Genomic DNA, 23,867 nt, shown 5'->3' on the forward strand with positions numbered 1-23,867 from the left:
AAACCGCCAAAGCTAATGGCCTAGAACCATCGAGTTACATCCTATACGTACTCGACCACATTGCCGACGCGGATACTTTAGAAAAACTCGAAGCGCTATTGCCTTGGAACAGGGCGAAAGCAGGCTAGATTAGCAGGGCAAGACAAACCATTTTAGAGGGCTAATATAAGATCGCTTACCAATACCTTGCCACGAAGTGGTTATGGACGTACAACAATGAAAGGCCAAATAGCCAATTAAACGGGATAATCAGCCCCCCGAAGGCTACAACAGCTTGCTAAGTGCAGTAACGACACATCGACAAGAAATTGAGGCTATTATTTGCTGCTTTATGTTTTTCGGTAGGTTGTTGAACCCAGCTAGATTCATACCGTTCTTGATGTTAGTATCAATTTGTGGCATATACTTGCTCCTGTGCATTTGTATGTTGTAGCAGATAGGGGAGGTCGGATTCCCCTATCTGTGCTCCAAGCGCTTACGCGCATTAAGTTTGAGTCAGCGCTTGTGCTATCTCCTTATCAATTATTCTTTGTAACTCTAATAGTTGCTCTTTGTGTCGTTCTATAACTGAACGGATCACAGCAATTTCATCTGAATCATAATCTTCCCTGCTGTAGGACAATGAAAAACCGACGTGGGTTTGCCCAGACAGAATGCCTTGCTCGTTGCTCTCTTGCTTAGGAGCATCATCAATTTTTTTGGGAGACAGTCTCTCTGTTAATAGCTTTGTGATTGTCACTCGGTGCTTATTACCATTTGATAAGAGCTTATCTAACTCCAGAACCTTTTCATCTATAACTAAGCTTTTGATATGCCTATCTAGATCATGTCGAATGTTGTAAGGAGTTCGATTATTTGGATCTGATAGATCAAGAGTACTCATCTTGTGACCAGTCACAAATTCAAACACTAACCCCATAATTTTTGCAGTGATGTCTTCAGAACGAGAAAAGTGCCTCAAAAAATATGGAGAAATGTATGGCAAAAATAACGAAAATAGCAGCAACTGCTTACAGTAAGGGCGACTAATAGAGTTTCCTGTCGCTAGGTCAAATGCCCGCATTAGATCCGACAAATTCGGGTCGACTTGAGCTTCATAAACAGCCCGAAGACGCAATGCATTCTCAATAGTATTAAACTTACGTCCATATTCGGAGTCATCTACAAGCTGGCGCACGACCCACAAGTTCTCAGCCGTAATACGGTAATAGACGAGTGGGTAAGTCTTATTTATTCCCTTCCTACGATATAGAGATATCGCTATGTTTCGACGAGTCCCGCCATTAGCAATAGAAATACAAGAATCACCATCCAACATATACCCAGCTGATAGGTTACGAATACCGGCTGTCTCAATCTGATCAGAGAGCGTAAGATCATTGTATTCGGTCTCAATCCATAACCGAGGGTTTAGATTCGAGATGAGAGTTTTTTCCTCTAACTCGCTGAAAGGGATCTCAATGAATTCTGGAGTGAGCTTAACTACTGTACCGTCGTCATTTGTAAATGTCGTAGGCGGAATGCTACCTCCATTTTTTTTGAGAGAATCATAAGCCAGCTCAGCTGCCTGCAAATAAGTAGAAGACTGATTTATTGGGCGAGCTTTGGGAGCATTGTCTTCTCCAAAATCACTATCCATAAATTTTTTTAAGTCTTCTGGAACAGTTCTGCGTTTTTTTAGTGCCATTTTTTTCTTTCGTCCATTATCCAGTCGTTAATTAGCTGCATTGGATCGCAATACATACGGCGTGATATTAGGAATCTCATCAAGGTTATAACTCAGAGCATAAAAGCGCCCATTCTTCATAACAATCTGATTACCTTTGTAGTCGCCTGACAAGTCTGATGCCTTTAGGAACCGGTTGGGGTTGTTTGAAAACACACCTTTACCTCGTGTTGACACTTCAATGGTTGCTGGCTCTCCGTGACGGGTTATCCCAAAAGCAAAACCCAAATCAAGATATTCGTATGGCTGGCTATCAAATTCCAATGGGTCTCCAATTTCACCAGTAATGGACAAAACGTCTTCTCGAGGAACCTCTTCTCCATCAATATTGAGCCAAAATGGAACAATGCATTTGGCGAAGATTTGCTCAAATTGCTCAATTAATGCCTCAATTACACGCTTCGTTTTGCTCGTAGGAACATCCACGTTAGTTTGCTGAAACACTGTTTCCATAGCTGAATGAGCATCAGCAATAATGTTTGTCATTGGAACGTAGTTCTGTACATTCAGAGAAGGACTAGCCAAATCATTAGTAAGAGAAAAGATGCGTTCATAAATTGTTCGACTCGGGTGACGAGGGTCATTTTCTACACACGTCGTAGAGATAATTGCCAGTTGATTTTTACGAGCTTCAATACAGGAAGCAGTATTTTGATTATGTGCAAGATAGTTAAAAATTCCCTGACATGTAGAGCCAATTCCTGTACTTGATGCTGGCAAAGTATTGATTAAGAAATCTGCAGCCTGGTACTGTGCAAAATCTTGATAAGCAGATTGAGGACGAGTATCTGTTAAAATTAAATCAAACTCTCCACTGTCCTTGAGCTGATTGATGAACTCAAAAACAATATTTTCATCCTTGGTTATTAGGATGTCTATTAGCGACCCATGTGTTGAGCCAGTTATGATGGATACATTTGAGAACAAAGATGGACGTATATAATTTAGACAATTGAATTCGGAGTGACTAACCTTTGAATTGTATAAATCAGTTAAGGCTGTGTGTAACGAATACTTACTGGACATTGGGTATTGGGAAAATGGGTAGCCCATCAAGGTACTTGCTGTTGCTTGTGGATCCCCATCTATTAGCAATACTCTAAAACCTAGAAGAGCAGCAACAATCGCGATATGAGTCGCAGTAGTAGTTTTTTGACCACCACCTTTACTATTAAAAATGGAAGCAGCTACGGGTCGAGGTGTGAAGATCTTTTTCTCAGCGTCAGTCTGAATTCGATCACTCTGTCGACTTTTAAGGTGAGGGATTACTTCTTCTATAAAATTATTAAGAGGCCAACCAATGTATTTTTTTCCATCCTCTTCTAATACATCACTGGGACGATCGTCCCAAGTAACATAGGAGCCATCGCGTAAAAGTCTACATTTTTTTCCATCGATTTCATCTTTAAATCGATCTCGCATTGGAGCAACACCAGTGTAACCTAACAACCTAAGAGCCAATTGATGGCGAATAAAACCTGCATTAACGGACAGAAATTGCAGATATTTGTCTTCAAGCGCTGCAACTTCATCCATTCCTGACTCTTGAAAGGTGTCTACTCTCCCAATAAGACTAGCAAACCGGTCGTAGATATCACTATCAAGTCTGTCGCTGATGATTGATCTTAGTAACTCTGCCTGTGTGTTTAAGTCTGATCGTTCGAATAACATAGTGTTGCGCCCCTGTGCATACAAAGTCGGATGTACGCAATTTACACGCTATATACAAATCAATCAATAAGTATTTAGATTCACTATATGAATTTCAATAAAAATACGCATAGTGCTAACTATCTGAATAGAATGCTAGATCTACATAAAGCATTTATGACTCTGACCGATGTACCGATGTTTTCCTCCGCTATATGAAATAGCGGTTACTCTTGTGAATCGCTACTTGACAATTTGTAACTAACCTGAAGGCTTGATTATCAATCAGTGGTTAACAGCTTGTTTTAAAGTTAAACATTTTAGAAACTCTGAAACGGCTCAAGCACTCTTAAGAGGGGTTTACAACTGCTGCGTAATATATGATACTGTATGTATATACATGGTAAAGTATTGATCATTATGAAGCTATCTGATTGGGCGAAAAAACAAGGAATAAGCTATCGCACGGCATGGAATCATTTCCGTAGCGGTAAACTTCCAGTGCCTGCAAGACAGCTTCCTACCGGCACCATTATCGTTGATGACGTTATTAACGGCACCAAAGCGGTTATTTATGCTCGCGTATCAAGCTCCGATCAGAAAAAAGATTTGGAAGGACAAATCAATCGGTGCTTGAACTTTGCTAATTCACAAGGCATCCCTGTATCCAATACCGTCTTTGAAATTGGGTCAGGCATGAATGGCAAACGCAAGAAATTGTTGCAGTTACTGGCTGATCCAGAGATGACTCATATCATCGTTGAACACCGTGACCGGCTTATGCTCTTCGGCTCAGAGTTTGTCGAAGCGTCGCTTTCTGCTCGTGGCGTGAAGCTGGTCATCGCGGATCAGTCGGAACTTACTGATGATCTGGTTCAAGACATGATCTCGGTACTAACCTCATTCTGCGCCCGGTTATATGGTAGGCGGTCCGCGAAAAATCGTGCTCATAAAGCCATGGAGGCGACCAAAGCATGACACACCGCACTTACCAAACTCGACTCAAGTCTCTGACATCCGAAACTGAAGCGGCCTTATCGAGTTATGCGGCCATTTTCTCTAAAGCAGAACGAACACTTTTTGCTCAGACGTTTGCCCAAGGTATCCGCCCTACCCAAGTTCATAAGAGCGGCTTTCAAAGTCGATTTGGGCTCACTGCACGGCAATACAACGCCATTTTGTCTGGGCAGGGGAAAGTCGAATCCATCAAAGAGCTTCGCAAAGAACACATTCAAGCGGCGCGGGAACGCGTTAAAAACGCGGAAAAAGCGGTAAAATCCTTAGAGCGCCGCCTAAAAGCGGATCGCAAGACCAAGGCGGCCACCGTCGACAAGACAGCCTTCAAGCTGCATCACAAGAAACGCCGCCTAGTGACTCAACAACACCGTTTAGAAAAGAAACTGGCAGAGCAAGCATCGGGGAAGGTATCTCTGTGTTTTGGCTCACGTAAATTATTCCATGCACAGTACAACCTAGAAGAAAATGGCTACAAAAACCATGGTGAATGGAAGCAAAACCATGGTGAATGGAAGCGCGATTGGCAGAGCTACCGAGATCGTCAATTCCTGGTATTAGGCTCCAAAGATGAAACGTCAGGCTGCCAAGGTTGCCAGTTAAAACGCATTGAGGGACAGTGGTTTCTGTACTTACGATTACCCAACTCAGTCCTGGAGCAAACGGGCCTAAATAAGCACATTGTCCTGCCGATTGAGCTCCCTTTTGGTGAAGTAGCGATTGAACAAGCATTGCAACGTGGCAACGCCATCAGCTACCGTTTTCTGCGTGATAAAAAAGGTTGGCGTGTCTTTATCTCTACTGAGGTGAAAGCGTCTAAGATAAAGACCATCGAAGCTCAAGGCGCAATTGGCGTGGATATCAACGCTCATCATCTCGCCGTTGTTGAGATGGATCGCAACGGAAATCCAATCAACAAGCATCGCATCAACGTTCAGACCTGCGGAAAAAGCACGCATCAACGTATGGCGGTCATTGGGGATGCCGTCAAGCAACTCATCGCCATTGCGCTCACTGCCCGAAAGCCCATTGTTTTGGAGGAATTGGACTTTACGAGGAAGAAGCGAGACCTCAAAGCCAATGAGGATCGTCGCTACAACCGCATGATCAGCTCGTTCGCTTACCGCAAGATTATCGAAGTGATCAAGGCAAGGTGCTTGGATCATGGTATAGAAGTAAAAGACGTCAATCCGGCGTATACCAGCCAGATTGGAAAACACAAATTCTCTGAGCGCTATGGCCTCACCCCTCACCAAGGGGCGGCACTGGTGATTGCACGGCGCTCACAGAACTATCGAGAACAACCCAATCGTGAGGATCAAACCGCTTCTTGGCTACCTGTAAGGAAAGTTCAAGAACACGTATGGTCTTATTGGAGGAAGGTATCTCGACAACCAGTGGCGTATGCAACGCTGCTCTCGAAGCGAAAGCAATCTAGGTCTGCTGCACAATCAGAAGGTACAGATTCTAAGATGGTGTCCAATACCTCGGGAGTAAGTGACTGGGTATTAATTCGGTCACTCACAGTCGGGAACACTGTTCGCCCGGCGATATGGAATATTTTTCCATACAATTAGGAACGGTCAGTAACCTCTCGTCAGATCTGATTCATGTGAATGAATCAAGAATCTTCAACATATAGATCTATGGGGACTTGTTCATTGCTAAGCTCTTTTTTCTGACTGGATCGACTGCGAATTCTCTTGTTGTTCGCGCTGTTATCACCAGTTAAGAAATCTCGTCTATCTCTACTAAATACGACAGAAATGATTTTTTCATCGCGTGTTAGCCATTCCATCTTGTAGCCAAGTGCAGTAAACGAATTTGTTCCATTATATTGCCACTTCCATGTGTGGTGCCATGATTTGCTAGCAAGCTTTTTTATGGCGGCATCAAATATGCGCTGAAACAAACCAAACGGACTGAGTGGCGCAATACCATCATGTAATTGTTCAATTGAATAAGTTTGTAGAGGATCGACCTTCTTGATTGGAGATACTGTTCGGCCTATTTTGAGGTTTAGAAATTGGTATAACAGATAGATTACTCCACTAGAGTGACTGAACAGCTCTGAATGTGAGTAGAGAATTTGAGTATCTCGGCTGTTGTGTGGCTCCAACAAAGCTTTGTATGTGTCGTTATCTAGTGAAATGCGATACCATCGAGGAGTCGCTAGTTTCGCTTCATCTAACTCAAATTGCGCTTCCAATTCCGTTAAAAAACGCTTGTTGTAGTAATGACTAGTACCACCAAGGCCGAGAAAACGCCTAGCTTCATCCCCTGAATTGTTGAGTGGTATATGGTACTCGTTGTTAGTTCTGTTTAACCGTATGAGTGATCGAGTGATTTGATTGCGTACAGATCCACTATTCGCCTTACCATCAATGTCAGCAATATCGACTACATCAATAATGAACTCGTTTGCAGGTTGTTCAATTCCTAGTGATCGTTGCTCCTTGATTGTCTCATTTACTATATTGAGAATGATATTAAGAATCGGTAGATCGTCCTCAACGGTTGCTAATCCTGTTTCTGCATCTACTGTACTTTTTATTAGCACTTTACATTTTTTTATGAATATTTCGACGCTGCTTGATGTCACCTTAGCCTGCCGAGTGTTTAGAGGCCATGCTAGCGGTGAGTATTGAAATGGCTTTGCAATTACTGCTGCGCGGTCAGTCTTGAGTTTATTGATGGTATGTCGAGATGTAATTCGTGATCTGTCCAACAATCTTATATCGTTCTCTGAATCGCTTAGGTCCGAGACTGCATCCTCTTCGTCGGCATTGGCTTCATGTTTCGATAGAATATTGGCTTCTATTTCAAGCGGTGTAGCCAGCATAGTGATATGCTTTCGTTGATCAAGGCTATGCCCGTTTGCAGGAATAATTACATTTGTAGCAATACCGAGCGAAACTAATGCTTTGTGACGCGAAATCATTGTTCCTCTGCTTGCTGCTATCCCCTTTTGCTTCAGATGACTTTCTATCGCCGATGTCTCTACGAGTATATAAGATTCTGGAGATGTGTAGACATCCTCACCATCTTGATAAGCAACTTCACAACATGCAGACAAAAACTTATGAACTGGAGTAGTAATAACACAGTTATCAAGTAGTTGATTGAACAGTCGTAGGTACAACGATGGTCTAGCACGAAATAAAAGTGCTTTTTGGGGTGATCTTAGGTGCTGAAAGTCTATCTGTGGTGCTGTTGTCATCGTGTCAACCGAGAGTCAAATATCATTTGATGACGCAATATTTGTTGATTGATGAGAAATTGTCAAAACTCTTTGTTATGTTTGTTTGTGGGTATTGTTTGAATATTAAAGGATTAATATATGATGGATTATGTAAGGATAAGGAATTTTAGTCTTGTTAGAAAAGAAGCGAAAATTAAAATTAAACTATTGATATTAAATGACTTTTTATAATTCATTACTATGTCGAATAGTGTATAGTTAGGGTGTCATTACTAACCTATGGCCATGTCATTACGGGGAGAGGTAAGGTGTCATTACAGAGATGACTAGGTGTCATTACGAAACAAAAATTGTTTTACCATGCATATCAATAGGTTACGTACAGGAAAATAACAGCATATTCATTAGAAAAAGAGAGATATAAACATGCTTGTAATGACACCCTAAATACTAACAGCTGGGTGTCATTACGAAAAGCCTTTCACACAATTGATAAGCGGAACACAGTAGGTTTATGGCTAATCAACGCCATTCAATAGGTGTCATTACGAGATTTTTGGCGGTTTTTTGAAAAATGGACTCGCGCCACCCACGCACAATGCAAGGAAATACTTGGACTGATGCGCCATTAAAACTTCTCCAGCCTCGGCATGTAATTGGCTAACTTAGCGCTAGCCTAGAGCAGGCTGCCCCAGAAATAAAGGGCTACAGCTGCGTGGTACAACTGTACCACGCAGTAGGCAACAGCCTTTAACCGTAAATAGTTACGCCTTTGGCTAGGGGCTGGAGGCGCCAAAACACCAAAGTCAGGTCAGGCGCATAATGACCTTATCGGTTATGTACTCACGCCAACCCTCCAAAACATCGCAGGAGACACATAATGGATACACCAGACAATAGGTGTCATTACGAAATTCAGGACGATTTTTGATCCGTAATGAGTGCTCCTAAATACTGACACCCCACGCCATTTCTGGCTTCGAAGTAGGATGGATTAATTTCGCAATGTGGCTTTGGCGTACTTAGGCCATTGACGGAATAGGTAGGTTTGCGGCGAAGTTACGCCATTCAGTAGGTGTCATTACGAGATTCTAGGCGATTGTTTGATCCGTAATGAGTCATCCCCAAAGCTGACACCCCGCGCCATTTCTGGCTTCGAAGTAAGTGGGATCAATTTCGTAAAGTAGCCTTGGCCTGCTTTGTGCCATTGGCGGAATAGGTAGGTTTGTGGCGAAGTTGCGCTAATCAATAGGTGTCATTACGAGATTCTTAGCGGTTTTTTGATCCGTAATGAATGCTCTTAAATACTGACACCCCGCGCCATTTCTAGCTTCGAAGTAGATGGGATCAATTTCGTAAAGTAGCCTTGGCCTGCTTTGTGCCATTGGCGGAATAGGTAGGTTTGTGGCGAAGTTGCGCTAATCAATAGGTGACATTACGAGATTCTTAGCGGTTTTTTGATCCGTAATGAATGCTCTTAAATACTGACACCCCGCGCCATTTCTAGCTTCGAAGTAGATGGGATCAATTTCGTAAAGTAGCCTTGGCCTGCTTTGTGCCATTGGCGGAATAGGTAGGTTTGTGACGAAGTTGCGCTAATCAATAGGTGTCATTACGAGATTCTTAGCGGTTTTTTGATCCGTAATGAATGCTCTTAAATACTGACACCCCGCGCCATTTCTAGCTTCGAAGTAGGATGGATTAATTTCGCAATGTGGCTTTGGCGTACTTAGGCCATTGACGGAATAGGTAGGTTTGCGGCGAAGTTACGCCATTCAGTAGGTGTCATTACGAGATTCTAGGCGATTGTTTGATCCGTAATGAATGCTCTTAAATACTGACACCCCGCGCCATTTCTAGCTTCGAAGTAGGATGGATTAATTTCGCAATGTGGCTTTGGCGTACTTAGGCCATTGACGGAATAGGTAGGTTTGCGGCGAAGTTACGCCATTCAGTAGGTGTCATTACGAGATTCTAGGCGATTGTTTGATCCGTAATGAATGCTCTTAAATACTGACACCCCGCGCCATTTCTAGCTTCGAAGTAGGATGGATTAATTTCGCAATGTGGCTTTGGCGTACTTAGGCCATTGACGGAATAGGTAGGTTTGCGGCGAAGTTACGCCATTCAGTAGGTGTCATTACGAGATTCTAGGCGATTGTTTGATCCGTAATGAGTCACCCACAAAGCTGACACCCTGCGCCATTTCTGGCTTCGAAGTAAGTGGGATCAATTTCGTAAAGTAGCCTTGGACTGCATTATGCCATTGATGGAATAGGTAGGTTTGCGGCGAAGTTACACCATACAATAGGTGTCATTACGAGATTCTTAGCGGTTTTTTGATCCGTAATGAATGCTCCTAAATACTGACACCCCTCGCCATTTCTGGCTTCGAAGTAGGTGGGATCAATGTCGTAAAGTAGCCTTGGCCTGCTTTGTGCCATTGACGGAATAGGTAGGTTTGCGGCGAAGTTACGCCATTCAATAGGTGTCATTACGAGATTCTAGGCGATTGTTTGATCCGTAATGAGTGCTCCTAAATACTGACACCTCACGCCGTTTCTGGCTTTGAACTAGGATTGCTCTCTTTCGCAAAGAGGATTTGACCTGCACCATGCCATCAGATAAATGGGGAAGTTTGCGGCGAAGTTACACCAGAAAATAGGTGTCATTACGAGATTCTAGATGATTGTTTGATCCGTAATGACTCATCCACAAAGCTGACACCCCGTGCCATTTCTGGCTTCGAAGTAGGTAGGATCAATTTCGTAAAGTAGCCCTGGCCTTCTTTATGCCATTATATGAATAGGTAGGGTAGGTTTGCGGCGATTTTACACCAGACAATAGGTGTCATTACGGGATTCTTAGCGATGTTTTGAAAAATGGACTCGCGCCACTAATGACCTTATTGGTTAGGCACTCACGCCAACCCACCAAAACATCACAGGAGACACATAATGGTTACACCAGACAATAGGTGTCATTACGAGATTCTTGGCTATTTTTTGAAAAATGGACTCGCGCTACCCACGCACAATGCAAGGAAATACTTGGTCTGATGCGCCATTACAACTTCTCCAGTCTCGGCTGTAATTGGCTAACTTAGCGCTAGCCTAGAGCAGGCTGTCCCAGAAATAAAGGGCTACAGCTGCGTGGTACAACTGTACCACGATGCAGGCAACAGCCTTTAACCGTAATAGTTTCACCTTTAACTAGGGGATGGAGGCGCCAAAACAACAAAGCCAGATCAAGCGCATAATGACCTTATTGGTTATGTACTCACGCCAACCCATCGCAGGAGACACATAATGGTTATGCCATTCAATAGGTGTCATTACGAGATTCTTAGCGATTATTTGATCCGTAATGAGCCACCCACAAAGCTGACACCCCGCGCCATTTCTGGCTCTGAAATGGGATTGATACATCGCAATGCGGTTTTTCGTACTTTATGCCATTGTCTGAATAGGTAGGTTTACGGCGAAGTTAAGCCATTCATTAGGTGTCATTACGAGATTTTTGGCGGTTTTTTGAAAAATGGACTCGCGCCACCCACGCACAATGCAAAGAGATACTTGGTCTGATGCGCCATTACAACTTCTCCAGTCTCGGCATGTAATTGGCTAACTTGGCGCTAGCCTAGAGCAGGCTGTCCCAGAAATAAAGGGCTACAGCTACGTGGTACAACTGTACCACGATGCAGGCAACAGCCTTTAACCGTATAGTTTCACCTTTAACTAGGGGATGGAGGCGCCAAAACACCAAAGCCAGATCAGGCGCATAATGTCCTTATTGGTTATGCACGTACGCAAACCCTCCAAAACATCGCAGGAGACACATAATGGATACACCAGACAATAGGTGTCATTACGAAATTCAGGACGATTTTTGATCCGTAATGAGTGCTCCTAAATACTGACACCCCACGCCATTTCTGGCTTCGAAGTAGGATGGATTAATTTCGCAATGTGGCTTTGGCGTACTTAGGCCATTGACGGAATAGGTAGGTTTGCGGCGAAGTTACGCCATTCAGTAGGTGTCATTACGAGATTCTAGGCGATTGTTTGATCCGTAATGAGTGTTCCTAAATGCTGTCCCTCGCATTATAAAAACGGTATGTGTGATTGAGAGCTTCAATTTATCTCAATATATTTCATTGAAGAGTCGTTATAACGACTCTACTGGTTCATTTAGCGTATTGCTGATTAATCGTTAGCATTTGCAGGGTCTCTGTAACGTACATGTAGCGTAAGCGTTCATCCTACGACGTAGTTGACTCCGCAGTCAGTTCACATCCTTAGCAATTCGAATTAACCCCAGCGAAATTTTCCACTGCTCACGATCTTCCGTCATCACCACGACGGTCTTACGATTTTTCTTAAGCACAATCCCTATGCGGTCATCGCCGTATTTGTCTTGGAAAGCAACTTTATTGCCCGTTTGTAGATCCATGAGAATATCGGCATTCTGCATGTCACGCAGCCAATCGATTCGCTCGCAGATATAGTGGTTGAGCTCAATAAGTTGCTCGATAGTCATCTCATCAATGCGCATGCTGCATTCCTTTTCCACTGACGAACGAGATCATTCGCTCATCTGCAAAGAGTTCCTTCCATCGTCGTGGCGTGAGTTCTGCTACTTGGCGACTGGGATGTATCGAAACTCGTTGTAATACATCAATCAAATAATGGGTTGGGTTGACACCATGGATCTTACAAGTGGCGATTAAGCTCTGAATGATGCCAACATGCTCTGCACCGATTTCCGTCCAGCAGAACATCCAGTTTTTACGCCCCATCGGAATTGGCCTTAGGCCACGCTCAAGGTGATTGGTATCGAGACTGACAGCAGGATTCTTTAAAAATACCGAGAGCTGAGTCTCGCGCTTGACCATATATTTGAGTGCTTTGGTAATCGGCTCACCGGGTGTCAGCTCTAAATTGTTCCGCAGTTGCTCTCTAGCCCACGTCATTAAGCGCGAGACGATTGGTTCCGCGTTTTGCTGACGGTATCCACGCTTCGCCTCATTGGTTAAACCCAGAGACTCAAGTTGACGCTCAACTCTGTAAAGGGCAGCAATAGTATCCAGAACTTGGCCCGCCAGCTGCGGATGCTGTTTTTCCGCTCTCTCAATGCCTCGTCTGGTGTGCGCCCAACACTGAGCCTGCTCAATCGACTCAGTCGCGGCCACATACGAGGCATAGGCAGAATAGCCATCACTCAACAACACACCGCTGAAGTTATTAGCCAGCACGTCACGAATATGCTGCGCACTTCGACTCTTCGAATAAGTAAAGACGATTTCATCTTGGTCGCCGTAGATCGGCCAGATCCAGCCGCTCTGCATTTTACCTGGTCGTCCTCCACCTTTGGGTTCCCGACAGGCTTTAAGTGGCGTCTCGTCCATGGCTAGTACGTGACTGTGTAACACGCCAGCCAGCTGAGCGTCATGGATAGGGCGAAGTAACTCGATACCACGTTTAACTAGATTAGTCAGTGTGGAGCGAGCCATAGTAATACCTGCATCGGTAAGTCGCTGGTGCTGACGATGCAGTGGCAGGTGGTATTGGAACTTATCTACCAATAAACCGGCAATGAAACTGACATCCGCTAAACTACCTTCAAATACCTGAGCAGGCATCGGAGTGCTAGAACTCGGTAATACTGAGCCGACTCGTATCAAAGCTCTCAATCAACTTGTGCCACTGTGCCTCGGTTCGTCGTGTGTATTTCACCTTATTGCTCATGTTAATCCTCCGATAAAAATTTGAGGACAGCATATCGTCAAGGCGTCAGGTCGAAAATGACGTCCCGAAATGACCGCTTGCCATGTAGCGCAGTTGAACTAGAGCCCCCTCCATTAGTTACTTGAAAATTTGGGATTGCCCAGCAAAAAAGGGGTTGCTTTGTCACACGACAGCCCCGTGCGCAAAGGATTACAGCCTTTTCGATATATTGGGTATGAAATGCAATAATTCCCTATATATAGGGAAATGTATAAATTAAATACCAAAAAGATCGAAAGGCCCTCTGTAATCGTGTGCTGTACGAAAATATTTGGGAACACACTATGTAAAATCCCTATATATAGGGATAAATCTGACTATTTTTACATTGAGTAGAAATTGAACAAAAATATGCTCAACTTTGATTTGGTAGGAATTTGTTTGGGAACGAGGGCGTGACTTCCCTATATACAATTAGGTGGGAATTATGGTGCCCCGTTCCCAAATAGATAGATTTGGCTGAGCTGGAAACGGCAGTCGAGGAAGTCAGGAGAAGGGTAAGCGTCATTAAATCAACCTCTAGTTTTCGCGCCTAACCCCGACCAAACTGTGCTTCGTCTATTCACTCACGGAGCACACAATATGAATGCAAACACAGCGTTAAACCAAACTTGGGCTGATCATATCGAAAAGTGGCGAGCCTCTGGCCTGTCCATCAAAGCCTTCTGTGAACAAGAGGACTTGGTGTACCATCAGTTTAGCTATTGGCGGCAGAAGTTTTCGCCTGCTGCTGACTCGACAACTGAATCAAAATTAGTACCGGTAGCACTGGCAACTCCTCCGATGCCTTCTAGCGACTTAGAAATCTTGCTCCCTAATGGGGGGATCATACGTGGCATTGATATGACTAATGTCTCTTTGGTGCACCATCTGGTAGCGGCTTTATGAAACCTCGTTATCTGCGCCCCTCGCTAAATTTACCCTAGATCTTTTTGTACCGAGACCCAGTAGATTTTAGAAAGCAGGCCCATGGACTGGCAGTGCTGATCGAGCAAGAGCTAGGGCACAATCCTTTTTCCGGAGCCTTGTACGCGTTCACTAATCGGCATCGCAATAAGATCAAGTGCGTCATGTGGGAAGACAATGGCTTCGTGCTCTATTACAAAGGTTTAGCAGAAGAAAAGTTTAAGTGGCTCGTACGCCAAGAGCTGGCCTTGCCACTGCTGCAAGACTTCAAAGCGTGGCTGGAAACCAACCAGGCAAAGGTGCCGAAGGACTCACTGATCTTTAAAGCGATCCAATATAGCCTCGATCAGTGGGACTCCTTAGTGGCCTACTGTGACTATGGCTTCGTCCATATCAGTAATGCCTTAGCCGAAAATGCCATCTGCCCGTTCGCAGTGGGCAGACGCAGCTGGTTGTTTGCTGATACCGCGCGAGGCGCCCATGCCAGTGCAACCTGCTACTCAGTGATAGAAACCGCCAAAGCTAATGGCCTTGAGCCATCAGGCTATATCCAATATGTGCTCGACCACATCGATGACGCGGATACCTTAAAAAACTCGAAGCGCTATTACCCTAGAACATGGTGAAAGCTGACTAGATTAGCAGGTCTAGCCTTAACGTTTTGGGAGTGGATATAAGATAGCTTACGGAGAAGGGGCGGAGCGTGGCGGCAAGTTTATGTGCCGTGTCAGAGTAAGACAGGAATATCAATTAGAGATCACATGGAGCGAAATGTTTTTCGTCGGGGCAAAAGAATCAAGACACTCGGTGCCAAGACAGATAATGAAACCCGCAGGTCAAATGAGACACAGAAAAAGCGACTTTTCATGATGCAACAAATGGGAAGAGGGCGCGATTGAGTTTATCGAGGGCGAATTTGAGAGCGTGAGGAAATGGATGGCCGTGCTGCAAAAAATCGAGCCGATTTAAAGAGGTGCATCTCCAAACAATAGGACGCGAACACGTATAAGAGAAAAAAAGCTGGTTGGCAGTGTAATCACTCGGTCCAATAATCCTTGCTTCCAGCTTAGCGTAGCGAGTAGGAGGCACATTAAGGAACTCGTAAGCGAATCCATAAGTGAGCGGGTATTTCGATGCTGGAAGTCTCAGTGCTCCATAATAGTGTTGACTTAGGGGAACTCTGCTCAAAAGACCCCTGACGAGGGAAGAGAGCATTATGGCTTACGCAAGCGAATGGCGAGTCCTTCAACGTACCGACGAACTTCTTGTTCAAACTGCAAGTGAAATCCGTAGCGGATTACTGCTGTTCTTACCTGTAATGGGTACTTTTACGCCTCGTTTATTGGACGAGGCGTAAATTAATACTCCCCTTCGAGCTGAGCTTCAGGCGCAGCCATTCAACCTATAACATCCTCTAATAGCTTCTTTTCACGGTTATATCTCTAGCTTTTGCTGCAAGATCGACTCAATTCATGTGATTTTTGCCTATTTCTATGTCTAATTCACCACTTTTTGTTGGTTAATAATTAAACAAAATTTTTCTATTTTTATGGTTGAAACCTAGGTTGTATGATGTATGATTAATTGAGTTTCGAAAGCTACATACACTAAAAAGTGGTTTTACGAGACAATCTCGTCTAATACAAAAACAACTACGGGACAGGACATAACTATGAAAAATATCATGCACACAGCGAAAGTAATGTTACTAGCCGGTTCAGTGGTAGCTGCTCCTGCCATTACATTTGCTGCAGACAATCCGATTAGAGGCAACATCCGCATCGTTATTGGTTCAAAATCGACTGGTGGCGATACGTATCAAGCCTCTTCAATCATTGCTGAAGCTTTAGCCGCCAAGATTGATGCTAACATCAAGGTGGATGCGGTGGGTTTCTCCGCTGGCTACCAAGCCCTTGAGCGCGTGCCATCTGGTAATACGCTAATGATCTTCCACGATCAAGCGTACTTAGGTCACCTCTACAAGCAAAAAGGCTACGAAGACCCATTCAAACAGTGGCAAATCGGACCGTCATTTGCAACTAACCCTGGTAACGGCTACCTCGTACCGAAAAACTCACCTTACAAAAACATGGATGAAATTTTGAATGCAGCGGGTAATGGTCAAACTATCCGTGTGGCGATTCAGCCTGGCGGTGTGTCTGAGATCGGTTACACAGCAATGAAAAACGCCGTTCGACTGGCCTACCCAGGTCAAGAAGACAACCTAGTGGCACTTAATACAGGTTCTCAGTCGGACAAAAACCAAGCGATGTTTGACGGCCTAGCTGACGTAATCAACGGCAGTGTGCAAGCCAACGAGCAATATACGCGCCTACCAGCAGACGACCAAAAAGCGATGAACTTCGTTTGGTTGACAGCAAAGTCTTCTACGTTGCAAAACGCTAACCCAGAAGGTATGGGTCAAACGTCTCGTGATGAGTTGTTGCAATATGCGTCTGGTCTAGGTGTTCGTGTACCGATGGACGCGGAAAACGACTTCACTTTTGATAAGGAATTCTTCTTCCTCTACAACAAGCGTATGTCACCAGAAGTGGTGGCATTTCTCGACAATGCCTTAGCGGAAGTCTTCGCGGATGGCAAAGTTCAAGAAACGTTGAAGAAGTCATTCTTCATTCCGAACTTCCGTACCTCTGCGGAAGCGCAAAAGCACTTCAAAGCGAAGCGTGATAGTTACGCGAAAATCATCGAGAGCCTACAGAAGTAGTATCCTGATCGGTTTGAGTCACGAGCACATAGGGTGCTCGTGACTTCTAAGATGTTCCTGAGAGGATTGTTATGTCTTGGTTTTCCTCACTCAATTCCGTTGTCATTGACTTCGACCAGTCCCACTTATTTTTTCCGCGCATCGTCATTACGCTGATCGCGATTCTTGGGACGTTTATTCTGATTACGCATTTGCGTCCGGTGTTACGAGCGATGCGTTCTGGTCAGTATCAATTTTTTGTACAGCACGCCGATTTTATGCGTTTGCTTGCTACCCTTGCTCTGATTCCAGCCTATTTCTGGTTGATGGAGTTTATCGGTGAGTGGCTACCCAATATGGGGCTTGGCTTTTTACTCGCATCAATCCCGTTTGTGTTTGCCATGTCGATGCTGTATTGCCATGAGAAGACTCGCCGCAATGTCACAATCATCACCGCGAATGCGGTGATTGCACCGACGTTTGTTTGGGTGGTTCTTTATCACTTCTTCCTTGTATCCATGCCTTAGGCGAGTGGAGTGACACGATGGAATTTTTAGAATTACTTTCCCCCAGCTACTTCCTGCTAGCGGCTGCGGGTTCAATTATCGGTATTATCTTCGGTGCCATTCCGGGGATGACGGCGACCATGGCGGTGGCAGTGTGTCTGCCGTTGACTTATACCTTGGGGCTGCATGAAGGCTTAGCGTTATTGCTCGGTTTGTATGTGGGCGGTATCTCTGGTGGTTTGGTACCAGCGATCCTATTGAATATTCCCGGTACCCCTTCTTCTATTACTACGACCTTTGATGGCTACCCGATGGCGCAGCGAGGGGAAGCCGAGCGCGCCCTGAAGATTTGTATCGTGGCGTCGCTATTTGGTGGCTTCTTTAGTGCCATTATCTTGTTCTTCTTTGCTCCTATCTTGGCGGACTTTGCAATTAAGTTCTCTTATGTAGAGAAGTTCTTGATGATCTTCTTCGCCATGTCCGTGATCGCCTCGTTATCGAAAAATATCTTGATGGGCGTGTTTAGTGGTCTGATTGGTGTGCTGTTAAGCCTGATCGGTACCTACGATGTATCAAACGGTGGTAATGGTGAATACCGCTTGATGGCCACGTGGATGGAGCCTTACTTGGCATATGGTTTCTCGTTGTTGCCGGTTTTGATTGGTCTATTTGGTATTTCGACCATCATTGAAGAAGCGGAAAAGGGCGTGAAAGAAAACTCCCTTGAGAACAAGGTCAACCTAACCAAAGGCACACCATTCCGTTTCAATGTGTTTAAGGGTCAAACGGGTAACCTGTTGCGTTCGTCATCCATCGGTACCTTTATCGGTATGTTACCGGGGATCGGTGGTAGTGCCGCGTCGATCTTGTCTTATACGCAACAAAAGAACTTGTCGAAGAACCCAGAGAAAATGGGTAAGGGCGCTCCAGAAGGTTTGGTGGCATCTGAGTCGGCCAACAATGCCTTAACCGGCGGTGCGTTGATTCCGTTGTTGTCACTGGGTATCCCCGGTGACAGTACCACGGCGGTTCTGATCGGTGCTTTCACTCTACAAGGTTTGCAGGTTGGACCATTGTTTATCGGTGAAAACATCGACACTTGGTACTCCATGGTCACTGGCTTGATGTTCGCCAACGTGGTGATGTTTATTGCCATGTTCTATGCCATTCGCTACATCGCCAAAGTGGTGTTGATCCCGAAATTCATCCTCTACCCAATCATCGTGATGATGTGTGCAGTGGGTGCGTATGCGATCAACTACGGCATTATGTTCGATGTGTGGACGCTGTTCCTATTCGGTGTCGCCGGCTGGATCTTCGGTAAGATTGGCATTGAAGTGGCGCCTTTGGTGATTGGCTTCATCCTTGGTAGCAGTGCCGAAGTGTACTTTGTGAAGAGTTTGGAGTCCTACGGCGAGTACTCAATTCTGGTGACCAAGAGCCCGATAGCCTTGGTTTTGTGGGGGCTGATCATTTTGTCCATCGTGCTATCCGTCATCATTCACCGTAAGAGCAAACAACAAGCGACTGAGGAGGCGGCACAATGAGCGATTTCGTCCTAATCAAAATTCATGAAAGCGACAATGTGGCCATCATCCTTAATCAAGGTGGTGCGCCAGCAGGTGCGGAATTACCCGGCGGGATTGAGCTGTTAGAAGCTGTACCTCAAGGCCACAAAGTGTCCTTAACTGATATTCCCAAGGGAGGAGAAGTCCGCCGTTACAATGAGGTGGTGGGCTACGCCAAGCACGATATCAAACAAGGCTCTTGGGTGTCTGAAGCCGTAGTAGATATGCCTACGCCGCCCAAATTGGCTGATCTGCCGCTAGCGACCCGTGAAAAGCCAGTGCTTGAGCCGTTAGAAGGGTACACCTTTGATGGCTACCGCAATGCCGACGGCAGCGTGGGGACAAAAAACCTATTGGGCATCAGCACCAGTGTGCAATGTGTGGCAGGTATCACTGACTACGTGGTAAAGCTCATCAAGCAAACTCTGTTGCCAAAATACCCCAATGTGGACGGCGTGGTGGCGCTCAACCACACCTACGGTTGTGGTGTGGCGATTACTGCGCCAGCGGCCATTGTGCCGATTCGTACCCTGCAAAATATCGCTAAGAACCCCAATTTCGGTGGGGAAATCATGGTGATTGGCCTTGGTTGCGAAAAACTGTCTCCCTCCCGTTTGCTGGAGATCGACGAGACGCAGGCAGTTAACATTCTGCCAAACTCTGAGGCGGCAAAAAAACTGGATGACCATGTGGTCAGTCTGCAAGATGAAAATCACCACGGATTTCAGGATATGGTGGATCACATCATGGAGATGGCCGAAGCCCATTTGGCGCGTTTGAACCAACGCCGCCGGGAGCCATGCCCAGTCTCTGAGTTGGTGGTTGGAATGCAGTGTGGTGGCAGTGACGCCTTCTCTGGTGTGACGGCCAACCCAGCCGTAGGCTATGCGTCCGATTTGATCGTGCGAGCCGGTGGTTCGGTGATGTTCTCTGAAGTTTCCGAAGTGCGCGATGCTATTCATTTATTAACGCCACGGGCAGAAACAGTCGAAGTTGGACAGGCGTTACTGCGTGAAATGCAGTGGTTTGACGATTACTTAAGTCAAGGCCAAGCGGACCGCAGTGCCAATACTACGCCGGGTAATAAAAAGGGCGGCTTGAACAATATTGTTGAAAAATCCCTCGGTTCGATTACCAAATCCGGTAACAGTCCCATTGTGGATGTGTTGAGCCCTGGTGAGCGCATTCGCAAGCGTGGTTTGAACTTTGCTGCGACTCCAGCGAGTGACTTTATTTGTGGCACCTTGCAGTTTGCCTCAGGCATGAACATTCAAGTGTTCACCACCGGACGAGGCACGCCTTATGGTTTAGAAGTGGCACCGGTGATTAAGGTGTCCACCAACTCGACTCTAGGTAGGCGCTGGCACGATCTGATCGATATGGACGCCGGTCGTATTGCGAGTAAGGAAATCACCCTAGAGGAAGCCGGTTGGGAGCTATTCCACCTGATCTTGGATGTGGCATCTGGCCGCAAACAAGTAGCTGCAGACCGCTTGGGTTTGCATAACGACTTGGTGCTATTTAACCCTGCTCCAGTGACCTGATTTAAGCATTATAAAAATCGTTGATATTATTCGTTGTCTAGTTGTATGATGTATTACAATCAATCATCATACTAAAGCCTTCAAGGCTCAAACCAATAACAAAAATGAGGAAACCGACATGGCTTTTTCTGTAGAACAAATTCGTGGCGCATTGAGTGATGGCCTACTTTCATTCCCTGTGACCGACTTCGATGCCAATGGCAAATTTAACGCGGAAACTTACAAAGAGCGTTTAGAAGCCTTTATCAAGCACGGCGTGTCTTCGATCTTTATCGCCGGTGGTACTGGAGAGTTCTTCTCCCTTGATGAAGAAGATTTCCGTGAAATCGTAGAAGTGTCGGTAGCGACAGTGAAAGGCCGTGTGCCGGTGATCGCCGCAGCGGGCCGCAGTGTAAAAGACGCGTCTAAGTTCTCAAATATCGCAGCAGAAGCGGGCTGTGACGGTATCCTCTTGATGCCTCCTTTCCTCACTGAGTGCCCAGAAGACGGCATCGTTGAGTACGCATCGCAAGTCATGGCAAGTGCGGATATTCAGTTCGTTTACTACAACCGTGGTAACGGTATTCTAAGTGCGGAATCAGTGAAAGAACTGGCAGCGCGCAACCCGAACATGGTTGGCCTAAAAGATGGCGTGGGCAATATTGCGGCGCTAAATGACACCATTAAAACGGTAGGTGATCGTTTGGTTTATATCGGTGGTGTACCAACGGCTGAAATCTTCGCGGAAGCCTATCTATCCATCGGCGTGAATACCTACTCTTCAGCGGCGTACAACTTCATGCCGGAAATGGCGATGAACTTCTACAAAGCCTTGCGCGCGGGTGACAAAGCCACTACCACCAAGATCATCCAAGATTTCTTTATCCCATTCTGCCGTCTACGGGACACCAAAAAAGGCTATGCTGTGAGCCTAATTAAAGCCGGTGTGGCGCTTCAGGGTATGCCAGCGGGTGACGTGCGTGCACCGCTAACCATGCCAAACGAAGCAGATCTTGCTGCGTTGAAGGCGATCATCGAGAGTAACCAATAAGAAACGCGTGGTAGCGAGGAGGGCTCGCCTTCCTCGTGTAACCAGAGAGGGGGAAACATGTTTACAACCATTAAAAAAATGGAAGTCGTACCAGTTGCCGGTTTCGATAGCTTCCTATTGAACCTAAGTGGCGGTCATGCGCCTTGGTTCATTCGTACCGTGGTGATTCTAGAAGACAACGATGGCAACTTGGGCTTGGGCGAGATTCCTGCCACCAACAGCATCATTGATACCCTAGAACGCTGTAAAGAATTGGTAGAAGGCCAAAGCGTTGGTAAGTGGAAGTCCATTATCTCCACCGTGCGCGATGCTATTTCAGGTCAAGCCGACGATGTACGCGGTAACCAAACCTTCGACTTGCGTACAGCGGTTCACGTTATTACCGGTATTGAGTCAGCATTGCTTGATCTTGCCGGCAAAAACATGGGCTTGCCGGTAGTAGAACTACTTGGGCAATACGGTCGTCAGCGGGATGAAGTGGAAGCTTTGGGTTACTTGTTCTTCCTTGGAGATCGTAAAAAAACCGATCTGCCTTACCCTGATTACGCCAATCCAATTGATGAGTGGGATGAGGTGCGCGGTGAAGAAGCTCTAACGCCAGAGAAAATCGCCGGTCTTGCCAAAGGTGCCTTTGCCCGTTACGGCTTTAAAGACTTCAAACTTAAAGGTGGTGTACTCGATGGTCACCAAGAGGCGGACTGTATCCGTGCCTTGTATGAAGCCTTCCCAGATGCCCGTTTAACTCTTGACCCGAATGGCGCTTGGACGCTGGATCAAGCGGTGGAATACCTTACGCCCATCAAAGACATACTTAGCTATGCTGAAGACCCATGTGGCCAAGAGGGTGCCTGGTCTGGCCGTGAAACCATGTCAGAATTCAAACGTCGCACTGGCTTGAAAACTGCAACTAACATGATAGCGACTGATTGGCAACAACTGCGTAATGCGGTGCGTTTGGACTCGGTAGATATCCCGCTAGCGGACTGTCACTTCTGGACGATGCAAGGCGCAGTTGCCGTGGGTGAGCTATGTAACGAGTGGGGCATGACTTGGGGTTCCCACAGTAACAACCACTTCGATATTTCCTTGGCCATGATGACCCACGTTGCAGCGGCTTGCCCCGGCGAGATCACGGCCATTGATACTCACTGGATTTGGCAAGATGGTCAACGTATTACTAAAGACCCATTTCAGATCCGTGGTGGTAAAATAGCGGTTCCAACCACCCCAGGGTTAGGCATTGAGTTGGATCGCGAGAAATTGATGGAAGCCAATGCTTTATACAAAACACTGACCCTCGGTCAGCGTGATGACAGCATGGCGATGCAGTTTTTGATTCCGGGTTGGACATTCAATCCGAAGAAACCAACGCTTGTTAGATAATGCGCTCTGGGATAATGTTCTAAAAAAAGAATGGCAAATAAAAATGGGCAGCATTGATAATTTAGTTAGCACACTCCAAGTGCAGAAAGTAGGAAAAGGCGACAGCTTAGCCACCACGGTTGCTAAGCAACTGGAAGCAGAAATCACCTCGGGGCGTATTCAAGTGGGTCATAAATTACCTACAGAAAGCGCATTGTGTGATTTATTTGGAGTGAGCCGGACGGTTATCCGTGAAGCCATTACTCAGCTGAAGTCATTAGGATTAGTTGAAACCCGCCGCGGTGTGGGCACCACGGTAATGCGCGCCATGTCGAGCGAAACTGTGTTTGCTTACAATGTTGATCCGACAGCTATCAAAGATATTTTGCATATCTTAGAGATCCGTATGAGTGTCGAAAGCGCGGCCTGTGCCCTTGCTGCGGAACGCCGTTCCGAAGCGGATTTAGCTAAGATGGAGCAACTGTTTGAAGACTTTGATGGCGCTCTGGTTCGTGGTGAACTGGCTCGTAAAGAAGACTACCAGTTCCACTTAGCTATTTGTCAGGCAACTCACAATCCATTTTTTAAGCAGTTCTATGAACAGTTTAATAAGAACGTTATCCCGAGAGCTAAGCTGGTTAATGCAAATGTAGACCCAGCGGCGAGCGAAGAGTATCTGCAACGAGTGCGTAATGAGCATGAAGCCATTTTGACCTGTATCCGTAACAAGGATGCCGAGGGAGCAAAAGAAGCCATGTATCAGCACTTAAATCGGGCATATCTTCGCTACGAACGCTATAACGAGTCCAATACATTTGATTAACCTCTAATGCACTGTAGGTCTAGCTTGGGTTAGACCTAGCTCGCTC

The 23,867-nt window shown here is 45.7% G+C and carries 17 protein-coding genes and 3 pseudogenes; 14 read left to right on the plus strand and 6 right to left on the minus strand.

Features of this window, described 5'->3' with window-relative positions; all coding sequences use genetic code 11:
• Window positions 1-128, plus strand: a 128-nt coding sequence (locus FJM67_RS17985; RefSeq protein WP_140589757.1) for a transposase domain-containing protein, incomplete at its 5' end; no start/stop codon positions are given.
• A 356-nt stretch (window positions 129-484) separates the two neighbouring features.
• Here FJM67_RS17985 and FJM67_RS12455 read toward each other — a convergent pair.
• Both FJM67_RS12455 and FJM67_RS12460 read right to left on the minus strand, forming a co-directional pair.
• On the minus strand, window positions 485-1,687 hold the full coding sequence (locus FJM67_RS12455; protein ID WP_140589759.1) for a hypothetical protein: 1,203 nt from the start codon (window positions 1,685-1,687) through the stop codon (window positions 485-487).
• A 27-nt stretch (window positions 1,688-1,714) separates the two neighbouring features.
• Window positions 1,715-3,262: a ParA family protein gene (locus FJM67_RS12460; RefSeq protein ID WP_181161499.1), complete on the minus strand. Its 1,548-nt coding sequence runs from the start codon at window positions 3,260-3,262 to the stop codon at window positions 1,715-1,717.
• Window positions 3,263-3,796: 534 nt separating this feature from the next.
• On the opposite strand from FJM67_RS12460, the gene FJM67_RS12465 reads away from it, so the two are divergent.
• Window positions 3,797-4,354: an IS607 family transposase gene (locus FJM67_RS12465; RefSeq protein ID WP_140589823.1), complete on the plus strand. Its 558-nt coding sequence runs from the start codon at window positions 3,797-3,799 to the stop codon at window positions 4,352-4,354.
• Window positions 4,351-5,967: an IS200/IS605 family accessory protein TnpB-related protein gene (locus FJM67_RS12470; RefSeq protein ID WP_140589763.1), complete on the plus strand. Its 1,617-nt coding sequence runs from the start codon at window positions 4,351-4,353 to the stop codon at window positions 5,965-5,967. Before FJM67_RS12465 ends, FJM67_RS12470 begins: the two co-directional genes overlap by 4 nt.
• A 44-nt stretch (window positions 5,968-6,011) precedes the next feature.
• Here FJM67_RS12470 and FJM67_RS12475 read toward each other — a convergent pair whose 3' ends face one another.
• The 4 genes from FJM67_RS12475 to tnpC all read right to left on the minus strand — a co-directional run bounded on the left by FJM67_RS12475 (window position 6,012) and on the right by tnpC (window position 13,284).
• Entirely contained in the window at window positions 6,012-7,610 is a 1,599-nt protein-coding gene (locus FJM67_RS12475) for a hypothetical protein (RefSeq protein WP_140589765.1), read from the minus strand.
• A 2,240-nt stretch (window positions 7,611-9,850) separates the two neighbouring features.
• Window positions 9,851-10,087: a hypothetical protein gene (locus tag FJM67_RS12480; RefSeq protein WP_140589767.1), complete on the minus strand. Its 237-nt coding sequence runs from the start codon at window positions 10,085-10,087 to the stop codon at window positions 9,851-9,853.
• 1,789 nt (window positions 10,088-11,876) lie between these two features.
• Complete coding sequence (locus FJM67_RS12485) at window positions 11,877-12,146, minus strand: hypothetical protein (protein ID WP_140589769.1); 270 nt, start codon at window positions 12,144-12,146, stop codon at window positions 11,877-11,879.
• The gene (gene tnpC, locus FJM67_RS12490) at window positions 12,136-13,284 is read right to left on the minus strand and encodes an IS66 family transposase (RefSeq protein ID WP_140589770.1); all 1,149 of its coding nucleotides are present in this window, start codon (window positions 13,282-13,284) and stop codon (window positions 12,136-12,138) included. The genes FJM67_RS12485 and tnpC overlap by 11 nt, the downstream gene beginning before the upstream one ends.
• 676 nt (window positions 13,285-13,960) lie before the next feature.
• Between tnpC and tnpA the strand changes: the two genes are divergently transcribed.
• The 11 genes and pseudogenes from tnpA to FJM67_RS12545 all read left to right on the plus strand — a co-directional run bounded on the left by tnpA (window position 13,961) and on the right by FJM67_RS12545 (window position 23,821).
• Window positions 13,961-14,266 carry an IS66 family insertion sequence element accessory protein TnpA gene (gene tnpA / locus FJM67_RS12495; protein WP_140589772.1) on the plus strand — a complete coding sequence of 102 codons (306 nt, stop codon included), beginning with the start codon at window positions 13,961-13,963 and terminating at the stop codon, window positions 14,264-14,266.
• A 92-nt stretch (window positions 14,267-14,358) separates the two neighbouring features.
• Window positions 14,359-14,484, plus strand: a pseudogene (gene tnpB / locus FJM67_RS17765) (IS66 family insertion sequence element accessory protein TnpB); the annotation flags it as partial.
• 42 nt (window positions 14,485-14,526) lie between these two features.
• A pseudogene (locus FJM67_RS17670) lies at window positions 14,527-14,900 on the plus strand (IS66 family transposase); the annotation flags it as partial.
• Between the two features lie 643 nt (window positions 14,901-15,543).
• Window positions 15,544-15,603 (plus strand): annotated as a pseudogene (locus tag FJM67_RS17990) (hypothetical protein); the annotation flags it as partial.
• Between the two features lie 353 nt (window positions 15,604-15,956).
• A complete protein-coding gene (locus tag FJM67_RS12515; RefSeq protein ID WP_140589774.1) occupies window positions 15,957-17,009 on the plus strand; it encodes an ABC transporter substrate-binding protein in 1,053 nt (350 codons plus the stop codon).
• Window positions 17,010-17,080: 71 nt separating this feature from the next.
• The gene (locus tag FJM67_RS12520) at window positions 17,081-17,515 is read left to right on the plus strand and encodes a tripartite tricarboxylate transporter TctB family protein (RefSeq protein ID WP_140589776.1); all 435 of its coding nucleotides are present in this window, start codon (window positions 17,081-17,083) and stop codon (window positions 17,513-17,515) included.
• Between the two features lie 17 nt (window positions 17,516-17,532).
• Window positions 17,533-19,041 carry a tripartite tricarboxylate transporter permease gene (locus FJM67_RS12525; protein WP_140589778.1) on the plus strand — a complete coding sequence of 503 codons (1,509 nt, stop codon included), beginning with the start codon at window positions 17,533-17,535 and terminating at the stop codon, window positions 19,039-19,041.
• Window positions 19,038-20,606, plus strand: a complete 1,569-nt coding sequence (garD, locus tag FJM67_RS12530) for a galactarate dehydratase (RefSeq protein ID WP_140589780.1) — start codon at window positions 19,038-19,040, stop codon at window positions 20,604-20,606. Before FJM67_RS12525 ends, garD begins: the two co-directional genes overlap by 4 nt.
• Before the next feature lie 118 nt (window positions 20,607-20,724).
• Window positions 20,725-21,636 (plus strand): 5-dehydro-4-deoxyglucarate dehydratase, encoded by a 912-nt coding sequence (locus tag FJM67_RS12535; protein WP_140589781.1) that lies wholly within the window; start codon window positions 20,725-20,727, stop codon window positions 21,634-21,636.
• 57 nt (window positions 21,637-21,693) lie between these two features.
• The gene (locus tag FJM67_RS12540; RefSeq protein ID WP_140589783.1) at window positions 21,694-23,019 is read left to right on the plus strand and encodes an enolase C-terminal domain-like protein; all 1,326 of its coding nucleotides are present in this window, start codon (window positions 21,694-21,696) and stop codon (window positions 23,017-23,019) included.
• Between the two features lie 43 nt (window positions 23,020-23,062).
• Window positions 23,063-23,821, plus strand: coding sequence for a FadR/GntR family transcriptional regulator (locus tag FJM67_RS12545; protein ID WP_140589785.1), 759 nt, complete (start codon window positions 23,063-23,065; stop codon window positions 23,819-23,821).
• Window positions 23,822-23,867 lie beyond the last annotated feature (46 nt).

The sequence above is a fragment of the Maribrevibacterium harenarium genome, from assembly GCF_006385675.1.
Classification (GTDB): domain Bacteria; phylum Pseudomonadota; class Gammaproteobacteria; order Pseudomonadales; family Marinomonadaceae; genus Marinomonas; species Marinomonas harenarium.